The organism is Enterobacter sp. 61D5 (assembly GCF_034107965.1).
GTDB classification, from domain to species: Bacteria; Pseudomonadota; Gammaproteobacteria; order Enterobacterales; family Enterobacteriaceae; genus Enterobacter; species Enterobacter cloacae_M.
Window position 1 is genome coordinate 33,464 of the sequence record NZ_JAWNFK010000024.1, and the last position, 17,951, is coordinate 51,414.

15 protein-coding genes are annotated in these 17,951 nt (G+C 57.9%); 7 read left to right on the forward strand and 8 right to left on the reverse strand.

The window, feature by feature from the left end:
* Positions 1 to 40: 40 nt before the first annotated feature.
* From glnD to UTM25_RS19770, 3 genes are all read left to right on the forward strand, one after another.
* Positions 41 to 2,716, forward strand: a complete 2,676-nt coding sequence (glnD, locus tag UTM25_RS19760) for a bifunctional uridylyltransferase/uridylyl-removing protein GlnD (protein ID WP_029741204.1) — start codon at positions 41 to 43, stop codon at positions 2,714 to 2,716.
* A gap of 32 nt (positions 2,717 to 2,748) precedes the next feature.
* The gene (gene dapD, locus UTM25_RS19765) at positions 2,749 to 3,573 is read left to right on the forward strand and encodes a 2,3,4,5-tetrahydropyridine-2,6-dicarboxylate N-succinyltransferase (protein WP_008501915.1); all 825 of its coding nucleotides are present in this window, start codon (positions 2,749 to 2,751) and stop codon (positions 3,571 to 3,573) included.
* 111 nt (positions 3,574 to 3,684) lie between these two features.
* The gene (locus UTM25_RS19770) at positions 3,685 to 4,071 is read left to right on the forward strand and encodes a DUF3461 family protein (RefSeq protein WP_014168696.1); all 387 of its coding nucleotides are present in this window, start codon (positions 3,685 to 3,687) and stop codon (positions 4,069 to 4,071) included.
* A gap of 92 nt (positions 4,072 to 4,163) precedes the next feature.
* On the opposite strand, the gene cdaR is transcribed toward UTM25_RS19770, so the two are convergent.
* The 3 genes from cdaR to dgt all read right to left on the reverse strand — a co-directional run bounded on the left by cdaR (position 4,164) and on the right by dgt (position 8,550).
* Positions 4,164 to 5,321, reverse strand: a complete 1,158-nt coding sequence (gene cdaR / locus UTM25_RS19775) for a DNA-binding transcriptional regulator CdaR (protein WP_023334570.1) — start codon at positions 5,319 to 5,321, stop codon at positions 4,164 to 4,166.
* A gap of 146 nt (positions 5,322 to 5,467) precedes the next feature.
* Complete coding sequence (degP, locus tag UTM25_RS19780) at positions 5,468 to 6,904, reverse strand: serine endoprotease DegP (RefSeq protein ID WP_194400693.1); 1,437 nt, start codon at positions 6,902 to 6,904, stop codon at positions 5,468 to 5,470.
* Between the two features lie 131 nt (positions 6,905 to 7,035).
* Positions 7,036 to 8,550 carry a dGTPase gene (gene dgt, locus UTM25_RS19785; protein WP_194400695.1) on the reverse strand — a complete coding sequence of 505 codons (1,515 nt, stop codon included), beginning with the start codon at positions 8,548 to 8,550 and terminating at the stop codon, positions 7,036 to 7,038.
* A gap of 82 nt (positions 8,551 to 8,632) precedes the next feature.
* Here dgt and mtnN point away from each other — a divergent pair, with 82 nt between their 5' ends.
* From mtnN to UTM25_RS19800, 3 genes are read left to right on the forward strand one after another with little or no spacing between them, the layout of a single operon-like run.
* Positions 8,633 to 9,331, forward strand: a complete 699-nt coding sequence (mtnN, locus tag UTM25_RS19790) for a 5'-methylthioadenosine/S-adenosylhomocysteine nucleosidase (protein ID WP_014882620.1) — start codon at positions 8,633 to 8,635, stop codon at positions 9,329 to 9,331.
* Positions 9,324 to 10,124, forward strand: a complete 801-nt coding sequence (gene btuF, locus UTM25_RS19795) for a vitamin B12 ABC transporter substrate-binding protein BtuF (RefSeq protein ID WP_045355180.1) — start codon at positions 9,324 to 9,326, stop codon at positions 10,122 to 10,124. The genes mtnN and btuF overlap by 8 nt, the downstream gene beginning before the upstream one ends.
* 27 nt (positions 10,125 to 10,151) lie before the next feature.
* Entirely contained in the window at positions 10,152 to 10,775 is a 624-nt protein-coding gene (locus UTM25_RS19800; RefSeq protein WP_023310447.1) for a TRIC cation channel family protein, read from the forward strand.
* 93 nt (positions 10,776 to 10,868) lie between these two features.
* Here the strand turns inward: UTM25_RS19800 and erpA are convergent, their stop codons facing one another.
* Together erpA and clcA are read right to left on the reverse strand one after the other, a co-directional pair.
* The gene (erpA, locus tag UTM25_RS19805) at positions 10,869 to 11,216 is read right to left on the reverse strand and encodes an iron-sulfur cluster insertion protein ErpA (RefSeq protein WP_023310446.1); all 348 of its coding nucleotides are present in this window, start codon (positions 11,214 to 11,216) and stop codon (positions 10,869 to 10,871) included.
* 79 nt (positions 11,217 to 11,295) lie between these two features.
* On the reverse strand, positions 11,296 to 12,696 hold the full coding sequence (clcA, locus tag UTM25_RS19810; protein WP_194400697.1) for a H(+)/Cl(-) exchange transporter ClcA: 1,401 nt from the start codon (positions 12,694 to 12,696) through the stop codon (positions 11,296 to 11,298).
* Positions 12,697 to 12,873: 177 nt separating this feature from the next.
* Here clcA and hemL point away from each other — a divergent pair, with 177 nt between their 5' ends.
* Complete coding sequence (gene hemL, locus UTM25_RS19815; RefSeq protein ID WP_194400699.1) at positions 12,874 to 14,154, forward strand: glutamate-1-semialdehyde 2,1-aminomutase; 1,281 nt, start codon at positions 12,874 to 12,876, stop codon at positions 14,152 to 14,154.
* Between the two features lie 93 nt (positions 14,155 to 14,247).
* Here the strand turns inward: hemL and fhuB are convergent, their stop codons facing one another.
* Genes fhuB through fhuC form a run of 3 tightly spaced genes read right to left on the reverse strand, consistent with a single transcriptional unit; the run spans position 14,248 to position 17,914 of the window.
* On the reverse strand, positions 14,248 to 16,230 hold the full coding sequence (gene fhuB, locus UTM25_RS19820) for a Fe(3+)-hydroxamate ABC transporter permease FhuB (protein ID WP_194400700.1): 1,983 nt from the start codon (positions 16,228 to 16,230) through the stop codon (positions 14,248 to 14,250).
* Complete coding sequence (fhuD, locus tag UTM25_RS19825) at positions 16,227 to 17,117, reverse strand: Fe(3+)-hydroxamate ABC transporter substrate-binding protein FhuD (protein ID WP_033144664.1); 891 nt, start codon at positions 17,115 to 17,117, stop codon at positions 16,227 to 16,229. The genes fhuB and fhuD overlap by 4 nt, the downstream gene beginning before the upstream one ends.
* Positions 17,117 to 17,914: a Fe3+-hydroxamate ABC transporter ATP-binding protein FhuC gene (gene fhuC / locus UTM25_RS19830; protein ID WP_194400702.1), complete on the reverse strand. Its 798-nt coding sequence runs from the start codon at positions 17,912 to 17,914 to the stop codon at positions 17,117 to 17,119. Before fhuC ends, fhuD begins: the two co-directional genes overlap by 1 nt.
* Positions 17,915 to 17,951: the final 37 nt, after the last annotated feature.

Here is a 17,951-nt window from a genome sequence, read left to right on the forward strand (position 1 = left end):
TTTTTTAATGGCTATAGCTTTTTCTTATGGGTGGCGCACGATGAGTAATCTTTTACCCGAACAGTATGCTAACACAGCACTTCCCACCCTCCCCGACCAGCCCGATAACCCTGGCGTCTGGCCGTCGCACGAGCTGACCTGCGCGCATATTAAAGCCCATATGGATGTTTTCCATCGCTGGCTGGGCAGCGCGTTCGACGCAGGCGTGTCGGCCGAGCAGCTCATTGAAGCGCGCACCGAATTTATCGACCAGCTGCTGCAGCGCCTGTGGATCGATTACGGGTTTGGGCAAATCAGTGATGTTGCGCTGGTTGCCGTCGGGGGCTATGGCCGCGGTGAGCTGCATCCGCTTTCCGATATCGATCTGCTGATCTTAAGCCGCAAAAAGCTGCCGGACGAACAGGCGCAAAAAATTGGCGAACTGCTGACGCTGCTCTGGGACGTAAAGCTGGAAGTCGGCCACAGCGTGCGCACCCTGGAAGAGTGTCTGCTGGAAGGTTTATCGGACCTGACCGTCGCCACCAACCTGATTGAAACCCGCCTGCTGATTGGTGACGTCGCTCTGTTCCTGGAGCTGCAAAAACACATCTTCAGCGACGGCTTCTGGCCGTCAGAAAAGTTCTTCGCCGCGAAGGTCGAGGAGCAAAATCAGCGCCACCAGCGCTACCACGGCACCAGCTATAATCTTGAACCCGATATTAAAAGCAGCCCCGGCGGCCTGCGCGACATCCACACCCTGCAGTGGGTCGCCCGCCGCCATTTTGGCGCCACCTCGATGGACGAGATGGTCGGCTTCGGCTTTTTAACCGAGGCCGAGCGTAACGAGCTGAACGAGTGCCTGCACCTGCTGTGGCGTATCCGGTTTGCTCTGCATCTGGAAGTCACCCGCTACGATAACCGCCTGCTGTTTGACCGCCAGCTCAGCGTGGCTCAGCGTCTGAATTATCAGGGCGAAGGCAACGAGCCGGTTGAGCACATGATGAAGGATTTCTTCCGCGTCACCCGCCGGGTGACCGAGCTGAACCAGATGCTGCTGCAGCTGTTCGACGAGGCCATTCTGGCCCTGACGGCGGACGAAAAACCGCGCCCGATTGATGACGAATTCCAGCTGCGCGGCACGCTTATCGATCTGCGCGACGAAACGCTGTTCATCCGCGAGCCGGAAGCGATTCTGCGGATGTTCTATACCATGGTGCGCAACAGCACCATCACCGGGATCTACTCCACCACCCTGCGCCATCTGCGCCATGCGCGCCGTCATCTGACGCAGCCGCTGTGCTATATCCCGGAAGCGCGTTCGCTGTTCCTGAGCATGCTCCGCCACCCGGGCGCCGTCAGCCGCGGCCTGCTGCCAATGCACCGCCACAGCGTGCTGTGGGCCTATATGCCGCAGTGGTCGCACATTGTCGGGCAAATGCAGTTCGATCTGTTCCACGCCTACACGGTGGATGAACACACGATCCGCGTGATGCTCAAGCTGGAAAGCTTTGCGAAAGAAGAGACACGCTCCCGCCACCCGCTCTGCGTGGAGCTGTGGCCGCGCCTGACCCATCCGGAGCTGATCCTGATTGCCGCCCTGTTCCACGATATCGCCAAAGGTCGCGGCGGTGACCATTCGGTGCTGGGCGCACAGGACGTGCTGAAATTTGCCGAACTGCACGGCCTGAACTCGCGTGAAACGCAGCTGGTGGCCTGGCTGGTACGCCATCACCTGCTGATGTCGGTCACCGCGCAGCGTCGTGACATTCAGGATCCGGAGGTGATCAAGCAGTTCGCGGAAGAGGTTCAGACGGAAAATCGTCTGCGCTATCTGGTCTGCCTGACGGTGGCCGATATCTGCGCCACCAACGAGACCCTGTGGAACAGCTGGAAGCAGAGCCTGCTGCGCGAGCTGTACTTCGCCACCGAAAAACAGCTGCGTCGCGGGATGCAAAACACCCCGGACATGCGCGAACGCGTGCGCCATCACCAGCTGCAGGCGCTGGCGCTGCTGCGGATGGATAATATTGATGAAGAGGCACTGCATCAGATTTGGGCCCGTTGCCGCGCCAACTATTTTGTCCGCCATAGCCCAAACCAGCTTGCGTGGCACGCGCGGCATCTGCTCAAGCACGATCTGTCCCAGCCGATGATCCTGCTGAGCCCGCAGGCCACCCGCGGCGGGACGGAGATTTTCATCTGGAGCCCGGACCGACCTTACCTGTTTGCTGCGGTCTGCGCCGAGCTGGACAGGCGTAACCTGAGCGTTCACGACGCGCAGATTTTCACCACCCGCGACGGCATGGCGATGGACACCTTTATCGTGCTTGAGCCGGACGGCAGCCCGCTCTCGTCTGACAGGCATGAAGGGATACGTTTTGGTCTGGAACAGGCGATTACCCAGCGCAGCTGGCAGCCCCCGCAGCCGCGTCGCCAGCCGGCAAAATTGCGCCACTTTACCGTCGATACCGAGGTCAATTTCCTGCCGACCCACACCGACCGTAAATCGTTCCTGGAGCTGATCGCGCTCGACCAGCCGGGGCTGCTTGCCCGCGTCGGCCAGGTTTTTGCCGATCTGGGAATTTCGCTCCATGGGGCCCGAATTACAACGATTGGCGAGCGAGTAGAAGATTTATTTATAATCGCGACAGCGGACCGGCGTGCCCTTAATAATGACCTGCAGCTTGAAGTGCAACAACGGTTGACAGCAGCCCTCAATCCAAACGATAAAGGGTGATATGTTTTTTAGTGAAATGGAAAGAGTAAACAATGCAGCAGTTACAGAACGTTATTGAGTCCGCTTTTGAGCGTCGCGCCGAGATTACCCCGGCAAATGTGGATACCGTGACCCGTGAAGCGGTGAACCAGGTGATTTCCCTTCTGGATTCCGGCGCGCTGCGCGTGGCAGAAAAAATCGACGGTCAGTGGGTCACTCATCAATGGCTGAAGAAAGCCGTGCTGCTCTCTTTCCGTATCAACGATAACCAGGTTATCGACGGAGCAGAAAGCCGCTACTTCGATAAAGTGCCAATGAAATTCGCTGACTACGACGAAGCGCGTTTTCAGAAAGAAGGCTTCCGCGTGGTACCGCCTGCGGCGGTTCGTCAGGGTGCATTCATCGCGCGCAACACCGTGCTGATGCCATCCTACGTGAACATCGGTGCCTACGTTGACGAAGGCACCATGGTTGACACCTGGGCGACTGTCGGTTCATGCGCGCAGATCGGTAAAAACGTTCACCTGTCCGGCGGCGTGGGCATCGGTGGTGTTCTGGAGCCACTGCAGGCTAACCCGACCATCATCGAAGACAACTGCTTCATCGGCGCGCGCTCTGAAGTGGTTGAAGGCGTGATCGTTGAGGAAGGTTCCGTGATCTCCATGGGCGTTTACATCGGTCAGAGCACCCGTATTTATGACCGTGAAACCGGCGAAGTTCACTACGGTCGCGTTCCGGCGGGCTCCGTGGTGGTTTCCGGCAACCTGCCGTCTAAAGATGGCAAATACAGCCTGTACTGTGCGGTTATCGTGAAGAAAGTGGATGCGAAAACGCGCGGTAAAGTGGGCATCAACGAATTGCTGCGCACCATCGATTAATCGGGTATAACAAAAAGCGGGGGCAACCCCGCTTTTTTTATATCTGAGGGTGGCGAAAATAGATTTTTTCGTTAATTATTCAAAGGTTATGTTGAGATCAAGGGTACCGCTATGTACGATAATCTGAAAAGTCTGGGCATTACCAATCCTGATGAAATTGATCGTTACAGCCTCCGTCAGGAAGCCAATAACGATATTCTGAAAATCTATTTTCACAAGGACAAAGGAGAGTTTTTCGCCAAAAGCGTGAAGTTTAAATATCCACGCCAGCGTAAGACCGTTGTGGCTGACGGTGTAGGACAGGGCTACAAAGAAGTACAGGAAATCAGCCCTAACCTGCGCTATGTGATCGATGAACTCGATCAGATCTGCCAGCGCGACCGCACCGAAGTCGATCTTAAGCGTAAGATCCTTGACGACCTGCGTCACCTTGAAAGCGTTGTAACAAATAAGATCAGCGAGATTGAAGCGGATCTTGAGAAATTAACGCGGAAATAAAAGCAAAACGGCAATCCTTGATTGCCGTTTTTAGTGTTTGCGCCCTCTCCCCGTGGGAGAGGGATGGGGTGAGGACACCAGACCGCATTCAGTCATCTCTGTTCGTCCAGCTGCAGCGCCACATACAGCAGCAGCCTGTCGTCAAAGTTTCCCAGATCCAGCCCCGTCAGCTCTGAAATCCGGTTTAACCGATACTCAAGCGTATTGCGGTGAATAAACAGCGCCTTTGAGGTCGCCAGCGGCTGCACGTTATGGCGGAACCACGCCTGCAGCGTCCGGCGCAGCAGGCCGTTGTTGTCCATGGCTTTCAGACGCGCCAATGGCCGCGCCAGCTCATTGGCCTGCCAGCCCCCGCGCAGGCTGTCGAGCAGCACCGGCAGCATCAGATCCTGATAGAAATAGCTGCGGCTCTCCGGCATCCGCTGCTTGCCTACCATCATGGTGGTGCGCGCGGTACGCCAGGAGCGGGCGATACTGCCGGGCCCGGTAAAGTAGTTGCCCAGCGCAACGCGAAAACGAAGCTGACCATTCTCCTTCATCCGGGAAATCAGCAGCTCAACGCGACGACGATGATCTTCCGCATCCCAGCGGCCGAACGCGTTAAGCGCCGGTTTGAGCACCACCATTTCCGTCAAAGAAACGATCGCCACCAGGTTATCGCGCTCCGGCGTCGCCAGCGCATTTTGCAGCTGCTGCAGTTCGGCCATCGCGCTGTCTACGCCAAGCTGGCCGCTATCGACCTCAATGACCGCCACCACGCGCGGCTGGTTGAGATCGATCCCCAGACGCTGCGCCCATTCGCTGAGCGCAGGCGTATGCTCTTCCGCCTGAATAAGATTCATCACCAGCTCTTCACGCAGGCGGCTGTCCTGGGCAAGCAGGTGCATCAGGCGCGACTGCTCCAGCATCATCTCTGCCGTCATACAGACCAGCTCACCGTATTTTCGCAGTGACTCGGGCTCGCCGGTCAGGCCGATTACCCCCACAATTTCGCCTTCAAGGCGCAGCGGTAAATTGATGCCCTGACGTACGCCGTGCAGGTGTTTCGCTACCGCATCGTCGATATCCACGACCCGCCCCTGGGAGAGCACCAGCAGCGCACCTTCGTGCAATTCCCCAATACGCTCGCGATCGCCGCTGCCAATAATGCGCCCGCGGGCATCCATTACGTTGATATTGGTATCAATGATGCGCATGGTGCGCGCCACGATATCCTGCGCCATTTTGGTATCAAGATGCCAGCCAGCCATAGAATCCTCCCGTGAGCAGAGCTCAAGCATAGGGAAGTTCAGCGACCGCTGCATTGTGCGAATGCACAAAGAGAGAGGGAGAAGTATGGAGTTGTGGCAAGAATCACAGAAACGAGAAAGCCCCTGCGAGCAGGGGCTTCAGAGGATTACTGCATCAGCAGATAAAGAGAGGTATCACCACGCTGGATATTCAGCGCCAGCACGGAAGGCTTGCTGTCGAGAATTTTGCGCAGTTCAGCGATGTTTTTCACCGGCTGCTGGTTAGCGCCTATGATCACATCGCCTTTTTTCAGGCCGATACGGGCTGCCGGTGAATTCGCTTTCACGTTGTTCACCACCACGCCTTTGTCTGCGCCTTTATTGCTCATCTCGGCACCTTCAATACCGCTGAAGATGGTGCTGGAATCCACCTGATTCTGGCTGCTCTGCTGCAGCTCCAGGCTCACGTTAACCGGCTTACCGTCGCGCAGCAGGCCGAGGGTCACTTTACTGCCAATCGGCATTGAGCCCACTTCGGCACGCAGGGCAGCAAAACTGCTGATCGGCTTACCGTTCAGGGAGGTGATCACATCCCCCGCTTTAATGCCCGCTTTCGCCGCAGAGGAATTCGGCATCACCTGGCTGACGAATGCCCCGCGCTGAGCATCAACTTTCATCGCCTTAGCCAGTTCGGAGTTCAGCTCCGTACCGAGGATACCCAGCTCGCCGCGTTTCACCTGGCCATACTGCACCATCTGCGCGGTCAGGTTTTTCACCATGTTACTTGGGATAGCAAAACCGATACCGATGTTGCCGCCGTCCGGTGCCAGGATAGCGGTGTTGATACCGATCAGCTCACCGTTCAGGTTCACCAGCGCACCGCCGGAGTTACCGCGGTTGATCGCCGCATCCGTCTGGATGAAGTTTTCGTAGTTTTCCGCGTTGAGGCCGCTACGACCCAGCGCAGAGACGATACCCGAGGTCACGGTTTCACCCAGACCGAACGGGTTACCGATCGCCACGGTATAGTCGCCCACGCGCAGCGCATCGGAGTCGGCAATTTTAATCGCCGTCAGGTTTTTCGGATCCTGAATCTGGATCAACGCGATGTCGGAGCGCGGGTCTTTACCCACCACTTTGGCGTCAAACTTGCGGCCATCGCTCAGCTGAACCTTAATGCTGTTCGCGTTATCGACAACGTGGTTGTTAGTGACGACGTAGCCTTTCGCCGCATCAATAATTACCCCCGAGCCAAGCGCCATGAATTTCTGCTGCTGGCCGCCGCCCTGGCTGTCATCCCCGGCACCGCCGCCCTGACAGAACGGAGAGCTCTGGAATGGCGAACCGTCCTGGCAGAATGGCGAGTTGTCGCCGAAGAACTGCTGGAAGTTACGCGGCATACGCGGCGTATTGACGGTCGTGCTGCCCTCAACGTTAATACTCACCACCGATGGCATCACTTTTTCGAGCATCGGTGCCAGGCTTGGCATCTGCTGCGCGGTTGCTGCCGACGACGCGGTCTCGGCTGCAGTAGCAGTCAGAGGAGACAGCGCTAAACCTAAACTCAAAGCCAGTGCACTCATTGCTAATGTGGTTTTTTTCATGTTTCTCAATCTCGATTTACAGGTAACGCAAAATTGCTGTGTAACTCAGATTCGTTTTATACCGCTTAGTTCCGGCGATAAGTTTATGGAAAAGGTAAAAATTTATTGGCCGTCTTTACAAAACTCCGGGATTATTCCACCGCCATGAGCTTGCGGTATTCATCCCAGGCATACAAATCCGTCATGCCGCTGATATAGTCCTGGATAAGACGGCAGCGATAATAATATTCCATCACCGGCCATTGGGGAGAGTTGCGTTCCAGCTTGCCAATCGCTTCGACATACGCCAGACGATGCCGGGTAGAGAGTTTTTGATAAAGCCGCGATTCGATGGGTATTCTGCGCACGCGCTCGTGTTCCACCAGTTCGCTGAATTCATCGACCGACAGCTGAAGCAACGGGTAATAAATTTCCAGTAACCCACTGATTACCCGATAGCCCTGTAGTTCCAGCTGCTCGACATCCGGATGGCTGAATACATGCCGCATCGCCACATGTTTATAAAGCTCAAGGAGTTGACTGAAACTGCTGTCATCTTCCAGCAGCGCGTGGTTGAATTCCCCGCTGAAAATAAGCGGCAAATTATCAATAAAACGCGACGCCGCATACGGCACCAGTTTATTTAATGTATTGACCCGCAAATACATAAAGAACTGGTCTTCCGTACTGCGGCTTAATGTATTTGAGCGCGATTTTTCCCAGGCATTTTCGACAACCTGCGCAAACAGCGAGCCTTTTTCATGGGTACCCCAGGCCGCATAAAGATGCTGATAAAGCTCCTCGACGCTGAAGATTCTTTTCTCCACGGCATCTTCCAGATCGGCCACGCAATAGGAAATATCATCCGCGGCTTCCATAATCCAGGTCAATGGAAAGCGGCCGTTTGGCGTCAATGAAAGTTCTTTACGTAACCGTTCAATATAGGCCTCTTCGGAAAGGTAATAGCCCGGTTTTTTCATTAAATAGCTGTGGGACGGGGGCGTATCCCCCATCCACCACGCGGGACGCGTATATTTCAGAATGCAACCAACCTGTGCCCAGGTCAGGTTCATGCGCATCAGGGAATGGACCAGCCGGATCCCCTGCGCGTTGCCCTCGAAGTGACACAAATCCTGGCGCACTTTGCGACGCAGATCGTTTAGCCGCTCGTCACCTTCACGCAGGCGTAAATCGCGTACGATGCAGCGGTCATCGCTGAGGGGCTGGCTTACCGCATCCGAAGGATAAAGCCGCTGCTTAAACCAGTCATTGATAGCCGCCTCACCAAAGTGGCCGAAAGGCGGGTTGCCGATGTCATGCATCAGGCAGGCCATCTCAACGATGCTCTCGAAGGGCCCCGTCAGCTCGTCCAGACCATAGGTTTCCAGTAATCGCTGCTCTTTGAGACGGCTCAAAATCTCTTTGGCAATATAGCGCCCGACCTGCTGCACTTCCATCGAGTGGGTTAAGCGCGTGCGCACCGCGGCGTTACGCTCCAGCGGGAACACCTGAGTTTTTTGCTGCAGACGGCGGATGGCAGGCGAGTTAACGATCCGCCCGCGATCGCTCTCGAAGATACGCAGGATCTCATGTTCGCTCTTGTCGCCCTGCGGCGAACGGAAACGTCGGTGCCAGTTAATTTTGGTACGAAAATCGATTGGTGACATGTGCTCCCCCGCGTGAGAATGCGTTTCCCCTTAACCGCATGATAGACTATGCATCTTAACAAGGCACATCGCGAGTAAATCTATGAAAATCGGCATTATTGGTGCAATGGAAGAAGAAGTTACGCTGCTGCGTGACAAAATTGAGAACCGTCAGACCCTCTCTCTGGGAGGTTGTGAGATCTATACCGGCCAGCTGAACGGTGTTGACGTGGCTCTGCTGAAATCAGGCATCGGTAAAGTGGCTGCTGCGCTGGGTGCAACCCTGCTGCTTGAGCGCTGCAAGCCGGACGTGATCGTGAATACCGGCTCTGCGGGCGGCCTGGCGCCGACGCTGAAAGTGGGCGATATCGTTGTCTCCGACGAAGCGCGTTACCACGATGCCGACGTCACCGCGTTCGGTTACGAGTACGGCCAGCTCCCGGGCTGCCCTGCTGGTTTTAAAGCTGACGACAAACTGATTGCGGCGGCAGAGACCTGCATCGCAGAACTCAACCTCAACGCGGTACGCGGTCTGATTGTCAGCGGTGATGCCTTTATCAACGGCTCCGTTGGGCTGGCGAAAATTCGTCATAACTTCCCTCAGGCGGTTGCCGTTGAGATGGAAGCGACCGCGATCGCTCATGTCTGCCATAACTTCAGCGTACCGTTCGTGGTGGTTCGCGCCATCTCTGACGTGGCAGACCAGCAGTCCCACATCAGCTTCGACGAGTTCCTGACCGTTGCGGCAAAACAGTCCACCGTGATGGTGGAGCGCCTGGTGCAGAATCTGGCACGTGGCTAAACATACCGTCAGGGCGCTGGCCGCCCTGCTTCTTCTCGCACCGCTGTGGCTCTATGCGTTACCGCGCGTGATTACTCTCTCTCCCGCAAATACTGAACTGGCGTTTGCCGCCGGGATCACGCCCGTTGGCGTGAGTAGCTTTTCGGATTACCCACCGCAAGCCGCGGGTATTGAACAGGTGGCAACCTGGCAGGGGATGAACCTTGAGCGCATCGTGGCGCTTAAACCGGATCTCGTGCTGGCCTGGCGCGGCGGCAACGCCGAGCGGCAGGTCAACCAGCTCACCTCGCTTGGCATAAAGGTCATGTGGATTGATGCCGTCAGCATTGAGCAGGTCGCTCAGGCGCTTCGCGCCCTGGCACCCTACAGCCCTACGCCCAAAAAAGCCGAGGCTGCGGCGAAACAGATGCTGAGTGACTATGCCGCGCTGAAATCCCGATACGATACCCCTGTTAAAAAGCGCATCTTCCTGCAGTTTGGCAGCCAGCCGCTGTTCACCACTGGAAAAGGGTCGATTCAGAACCAGGTACTGGAAGTCTGCGGCGGTGAAAACATCTTTGCTGCCAGCCGGGTACCGTGGCCGCAGGTGAGCCGCGAGCAGGTCCTGGCGCGCCAGCCGCAGGCCATCGTCGTGGTCGGAAATGCGAGCGAGATTCCTAAAATTGAACAATTCTGGCAAAGGCAGCTAAAAATTCCGGTGATCCCGCTCAACAGCGACTGGTTTGAACGCGCCAGCCCGCGTATTATCCTCGCCGCAAAACAGCTCTGTGCCGCGCTGGCAGAGAGTCACTAACATAAGACCCTTTTCGAGGATTTAACGATGCTCGTTTATTGGCTGGATATTCTTGGCACAGCCGTTTTTGCTATCTCCGGCGTTCTGCTCGCTGGAAAACTACGCATGGATCCGTTTGGCGTGCTGGTGCTGGGCGTCGTGACCGCCGTCGGCGGCGGGACTATCCGCGATATGGCGCTGGCGAATGGGCCGGTGTTTTGGGTGAAAGATCCTACCGATCTGGTGGTCGCGATGGTCACCTGTCTGTTAACCATTGTGCTGGTTCGCCAGCCCCGCCGCTTACCCAAGTGGATATTGCCGGTACTGGATGCCGTCGGTCTGGCCGTGTTTGTGGGTATTGGCGTCAACAAGGCGTTTAATGCGGGTACCGGTCCGATGGTGGCAATCTGCATGGGCGTATTAACCGGCGTGGGCGGAGGGATCATTCGCGACATTCTGGCGCGTGAAGTGCCGATGATCCTGCGTACTGAAATTTACGCGACGGCCTGCATTGTGGGCGGGATTGTTCACGCTACCGCGTACTACACCTTTGCCCTCCCGCTGGAAAATGCCGCGATGCTGGGGATGGTCGTGACGCTGGTGATACGCTTAGCGGCGATACGCTGGCACCTGAAGCTGCCGACGTTTGCGCTGGATGATAATGGCAGGTAAAAGCAAAACGGTAACCGCAAGGTTACCGTTTTGAGTATTTACGCCCTATCCCTGTGAGAAAGGGACGGAGTAACGGCATCAGCCCGCACTCTCTTAAATGCTGAACGAAGATCCACACCCGCAGGTGCTTGTCGCATTCGGGTTAGTGACCACAAAGCGCGAACCTTCCAGACCCTCGGTGTAATCCACCGAACCACCCACCAGATATTGCAGGCTCATCGGGTCAACCACCAGCGCGACGCCCTGTTTCTCGATAGTCATATCGCCATCGTTAACCTGATCGTCAAAGGTAAAACCATACTGGAAGCCGCTGCAGCCGCCACCGGTAATATAGACACGCAGTTTCAGATCCGGATTGTCTTCGTCGGCAATCAGGACTTTCACTTTGTTGGCTGCTGCTTCGGTAAATTCGAGCGGTACAGCTACTACGTCATCACTCATCTTATGCTCCCATGAATACTGCTATTGGGTAAAATTCACCCAATTCTTTGTGTCATTATCTAATACCCTGGTAATTCATTCAAGTATTCTGCGTGGCGGCCCGTTCAGCCTCTTGTTTCGCCAGGGTACGCGCGAGGATGGTGGAGTATAACGGTTTTCCACCCAGGAACTGGGCTAATAGTGTCGCGCCGAGGCAGGTAATGATCATTGGCAAAATGAGCTGGTAATTGTCCGTCATCTCCAGCACCAGCACGATCCCGGTCAAGGGTGCACGCAGGGACGCGGCCAGCAGCGCCCCCATTCCGGCCACCGCAAAGGTCCCGGCTTCAAGGTGATAGGCGGGAAAGCCCACTTCAGCCGCCATACCAAATGCGGTCCCGAGCAGCGTACCCAGCGCCAGCATCGGGGCAAAAATCCCCCCGGGCGCGCCGGAAGAGAAGCACAGTACCGTCGTGATAACCCGGGAAATAAACATAAACAGCAGCAGACCCACGCTGAAATTCCCCGCCGCCGCAATGGGAATAAGTCCGAACCCGCCGCCTGCGGCATTCGGCTCGATAAACCCGAGCACGCCGCACATTCCGCCCAGCAGACCGCCCATCAGCACCCATTTCGTGGTATTCCCGCCGTGAATGCGCTGGAACATATCCTGAGCGCGCAGGATAAAGGTGTTAAACAGCGGCCCCACCACGCCAAAAATCATGCCGAGGATCAGGTAAAGCCACAGGGTGTTGACCGGCGCGTTGGTCAGTTTACCCACCTCAATGACCGCGCCCTCGCCATTAAAGATGCGAAACACGATGCTTGACATAATGACGCCGGTAAACACCGCTTTAATCGAGATCAGGTTGTAGCGGAACTGCGCGCGCATCTCTTCAATAATGAACAAAATGCCCGCCAGCGGCGCGTTAAACGCGGCGGAAAGCCCCGCCGCGGCGCCGGTTGCCAGCAGCGTATGCCGCGCTTCGGCGCTTCGCATCCGAAACAGATCGCCCACCATGCGGCCGACGTTCCCCCCCAGCTGTACCGTGGGTCCTTCCCGTCCAAGCACCATTCCCGCGCCCAGAGTCCCCATGCCGCCGATGAACTTAACCGGAATCACCCGCCACCAGCGCACCTGACGCAGCTCCTCGAGCGCGCCCTCAATTTCCGGGATGCCCGATCCCCCCGCTTCCGGCGCGAATTTACGCACCAGAAAATACCCCACCATGGCAAACAGCGCGGACAGCCCGAATGCCCACACCCAGACCAGCCATTCGCTGTCGGCGAAACCGGCCACGGTGCCCACTCGCCAGTTGAGTACGGCATTAACCGCTTTTTCAAACGCTACGCCAACCAGGCCCGCGAGAGTGCCCACCACGGCAGCGGCCAGCAGGATCGCCAGCGGCGTTTTATCGCGATTGAGCAGCCGCCGAATGCTGATTCGGTGCTGGGCGCGCGCAAACTGTTGTTCTTCAAAAGACGGAGAATCTGATTTCATGTCCTGTTCTTATTTGTCACACAAAAAGCCGCGAGGATTTTACCAGAGACGGCCCCACCGTCTCCTGAAAATTACTTAACAAATCTTAAAGCATTGCCCGGCTAAAAATTTCATAACCTTCCCCGAATCACATAGAATAGTGGGCTTAACCATTTTATTCGAACCAGGAACGACGCCATGAGCAAGTCTGAAAACCTCTACAGTGCAGCCCGCGAGCTTATTCCGGGTGGCGTGAACTCACCTGTGCGCGCCTTCACCGGCGTGGGCGGTACGCCGCTGTTTATCGAACGTGCTGACGGCGCGTATCTGTATGATGTCGATGGCAAAGCCTATATCGATTATGTAGGTTCCTGGGGGCCGATGGTGCTGGGGCACAACCACCCGGCCATTCGTAACGCGGTAATTGAAGCCGCCCAGCGCGGCCTGAGCTTCGGTGCGCCGACCGAAATGGAAGTGAAAATGGCGGAGCTGGTGACCGAGCTGGTGCCGACCATGGACATGGTGCGTATGGTGAACTCCGGTACCGAAGCCACCATGAGCGCCATCCGCCTGGCGCGCGGTTTTACCGGCCGCGATAAAATCATCAAGTTTGAAGGCTGTTACCACGGTCATGCGGACTGCCTGCTGGTGAAAGCCGGTTCCGGCGCGCTGACGCTCGGCCAGCCGAACTCCCCGGGCGTACCGGCAGATTTCGCGAAGCACACCCTGACCTGCACCTACAACGATCTTGCTACCGTTCGCGCGGCGTTCGAGCAGTATCCGCAGGAGATCGCCTGCATCATCGTTGAGCCGGTTGCCGGCAACATGAACTGTATCCCACCGCAGGCTGAGTTCCTGCCGGGCCTGCGCACCCTGTGCGACGAGTTCGGCGCGCTGCTGATCATCGATGAAGTCATGACCGGCTTCCGCGTGGCGCTGGCGGGTGCCCAGTCTTACTACGACGTCGTGCCGGACCTGACCTGCCTCGGCAAAATCATCGGCGGCGGCATGCCGGTCGGCGCATTCGGTGGTCGTAAGGACGTGATGGAAGCCCTGGCGCCAACCGGTCCGGTTTACCAGGCGGGCACGCTCTCCGGTAACCCCATCGCCATGGCGGCGGGCTTTGCGTGCCTGACCGAAGTGGCTCAGCCGGGCATTCATGAAACCCTGACCGACCGTACCACGCAGCTGGCAAACGGTCTGCTGGAAGCCGCAGAAGAGGCCGGTATCCCTCTGGTGGTCAACCACGTGGGCGGCATGTTCGGGATTTTCTTCACCGATGCGAAAACCGTGACCTGCTATCAGGACGTGGTGAAGTGCGACGTTGAACGCTTCAAGCGCTTCTTCCACCTGATGCTGGAAGAAGGCGTGTACCTGGCGCCGTCCGCGTTCGAAGCGGGCTTTATGTCCGTGGCGCACAGCGAAGAAGATATCAACAACACCATCGACGCGGCGCGCAAGGTGTTTGCGAAGCTGTAAGATGTACGGCTTGATGCCCTCACCCCAATCCTCTCCCACGGGGAGAGGGCGCAAACACTAAAACGGCAATCTAAGGATTGCCGTTTACTTTTATTACCGGCTCTGCTTTCTCAACAGATAAATAAAGTACGGCGCACCGATAAAGGTCGACAGCAGACCCGCCGGGATCTGATACGGGAACAGCACCATTCTTCCGCACCAGTCCGCAAACACCAGCATCATCCCGCCCGTCAGTGCCGACATCACAATATGCGGCATCGTCCGGCGGAACCCCATCATTCTGGCAATGTGCGGCGCCATTAATCCGACAAAACTCAGCGGTCCAATCGTCAGGGTTGCCACAGCCGTCAGGCACGCCGCCAGCAGCAGCAGGGCCACGCGCGCTGGCGTCAGCGCCATTCCCACCGCGCGCGCGGTTTCGCCGCCGAGCGGCAGAATGGTCATCCAGCGGCGGCACAGCGGCACCATCGCCAGCAGCACGAGCATCGCGATCCCGGACCAGACCACCTGGCTGCCGGTGGCGTTGTAGGTTGAGCCGGAAATCCAGGTCAGGATCTTCGCCATACGCGGATCGCCGCTGGCCTGCAGCATCATCAGCAGCATGGTAAATGCGGTGCTGAGCGCCATCCCGGCCAGCAGCATGCGGTGCGGCGAAAATCCGCCGCGACCGGCGGCAATAAGGATAATCATCAGCGTGACTGCGGCGCCGATACTGCCGGCAGGCATCAGCCAGCCAAACGCATTCCCCGGCACAAAGAACAGCATCAGCACCACGCCAAAGGTGGCGCCAGAGCTGATCCCGAGCACTTCCGGGCTTGCCATCGGGTTGCCGGTCAGACGCTGAATAATGCACCCCGCCACCGCCAGCATTACCCCTGCGATCAGCGCAGCGAAAATACGCGGCCAGCGCCACTGCACCAGTTCATTGAGTAAATCACCCGTCGCCCAGAGCCAGCCCGACGCATCGCGTCCGAATGAGAGCGCCGCAAACGAAGCGATAATCAGCACCGCCAGACCGGCAAGGCTAAACCACAGCACCGACCGACGTTCAGCGTAAACTTTATCGCCGGCGTCCATCGCCGGTGCGCTCATGCTGCGCAGGCGCGGGAGCAGCCACAGCAGCAGCGGCGCCCCGATAAGCGCGGTCACCGAGCCGGTGGACACTTCCCTCCAGACCTGCGCCAGCCAGAGAATAAGCTGATCGGAAAGCCAGAGGATCAGGGCCCCAATCAGCGGCGCCAGCATCAGACGCGCCAGCAGGCGACGCGCCCCGAGCATTTTCGCCAGCAGCGGCGCAAACAGGCCGATAAACCCGATGATGCCTACCGCGTTTACCAGCAGGGCACTCAATACAATCGCCAGCGTCAGCGCCGCCAGACGAGCCAGCGACAGCGCCAGCCCCAGGTTACGCGCCACGCCATCATCCAGCCCCATGAGCGTCAGGGGGCGCAGGAGCAGCAGCGTCAGCAAGACGCCGCCAGCCAGCTGCGGCCACAGGTGCTCTACAACGCTCCAGTCGGTCTGGGTGAGCGTGCCGGTACTCCACAGGAACATGCTTTGCAGCCGATCGTGATGGAACAGCACCAGCAGCTGGTTAATCGCCCCGCAGTACAGGCTCACCACCAGCCCGGCCAGAATAAGCGTTACCGGGGAAAGGCGCTTGCCCCAGGCCACGCCAAAGACCAGCGCGCCCACCACGCACGCTCCCGCGAGTGCCGCAAACTGCGAGGTTAACGCTCCCGGCAGCGCCCACAGCGTAGTGATGGTGATCCCAAGCTGCGCGCCGGTCGCGACGCCGAGCGTGGTTGGCTCTGCCAGCGGGTTACGTAAAACCTGCTGGAACAGCACGCCCACCAGCCCTAAGCCAGCCCCGACCAAAAGGGAGATCGCCAGACGCGGCAGCAGGCTGTAGTGGAACAGCATCTGCTGAATATTGTCGATATCCGGCGAGGCCAGAGCGGCCCCCCACTGCGCGCGTGGTAAGGCCGCGGAGAGGTTGAATCCGGTTAATACCAGCGCAACCAGAAAAAGCAGGGATAACAGCAGCGCCGGGAAGCGGGCGATACGCGTACTCATGCTTTACCTCCCAGGGCGTTATCCAGCACGCGGGCAAAATGCATGGCCGACAGCGTCGCACCGTAGAACCAGACCGCTGGGGCGCGCTGGAAGCGTTTCTCGCGTACAAACGGCATCGCCTGCCAGAGCGGGGTCGCCATCAGGGTTTGCATGTCGCGTTCGTTGCCGTGGTCGAAACAGAGCACGTCCACATCGCGAAACGCAGCCAGACGATCGATACCCACGGCGGTACTGCCCCAGAAGGTCATCTCCCCTTCCCAGGCATTGCGAATGCCGAAGCTGTCCAGCACCTCCTGGAACAGACAGTTTTTACCGAAGACCAGCATATGGCGGGCATCCAGCAGCGTCACCATCAGCAGCGGACGATCGCCCCGGTGAGCAAAGCGCGGCTTCAGGGAGTCTATCAGGGCATCAAATTCGTCGAGATGTTTTTTGGCCTCCGCTTCGCGGTTGAGGAAATGCGCCATCTCGTTAATCGAGTTTTTCGCCACGGCCAGCGGTTTTTTACCGTCGCTGAAAGCAAATCCACGTCCTGGCGCAATGCGCGCCATGGTCTCCTCTGACGGGCCGTAGCCCGCGGACCAGAACAGGAACGAGGGTTTCATCTGGGTGAGCAGCTCAAGGTTTGGCTCCGTTCGCAGGCCGACGTCGATTACCGAGTCCGGCAGCTTCGGCTCGTTCACCCAGAGGTTATAGTTAGGAATGTCCGCTACGCCATAGGGCGTGACGCCGAGTGCCATCATCAGTTCGACCGGCAGCCACTCCAGGGCCACAATACGGTGCGGATCGACGGCGGCGGCACGCGCCGTATTCATTTTTAACAGCAGCGGCGAGAGCGCCATCGCCGTCAGCAGGCGACGGCGGCTAATGCGTGTGTTATTCAGCATCAGTATACAAAGCTCACCGGTGCAGCCCCGGCCGGGTGAGGCAGAATACCCATCGGAATACCGTAAATATGTTCCAGCGTTTCGCTGCGCATCAGCTCTGCCGGTGTCCCCTGGGCAATCATCTCGCCCCCGCGCAGCGCGACGAGGTAGTCACAATAGCGCGCGGCCATGTTGATATCGTGCAGGACCGCAATGACCGTCAGGTCACGCTGCTGGCTCAGGCGATGCACCAGCGCCAGGACGTCGACCTGATGTGCAATATCCAGCGCAGAGGTCGGTTCATCCAGCAGCAGACAGCGGCTGTCCTGCGCCACCAGCATCGCAATCCACGCGCGCTGACGTTCGCCGCCGGACAGGCTATCCACCAGACGGTGCGCCAGCGGTTTTAGCCCGACCAGCGCAATCGCCTCTTCCACCTTCTCTCTGTCGGCAACGCCGAAGCGCCCAAGCGCACCGTGCCACGGATAACGCCCAATCGCCACCAGCTCACGCACCGTCATCCCTTCCGCCTGCGGCAGCTGCTGCGGCAGATAGGCCACTTTACGGGCAAAGGCTTTACTGCTCCAGCTCTCCAGCGGTTGGTCATCCAGCAGAATATCGCCTTCTGAAGGCGGCTGATGGCGCCCCAGCATCTTGAGCAGCGTGGATTTACCGGAACCGTTGTGACCAATCAGTCCCGTCACTTTACCGGCAGGGAACGTCAGAGAGAGCGGATGCAGCAGCGTGCGCCCGGGTACGCGGAAGGAGAGATGGTTGAGCGTAAAGGTGGTGTCGGGTTGCGTTTGAATATCCTGCATATCAGCCAACTTAAATAAAAAGGGCACGGCGAACCGT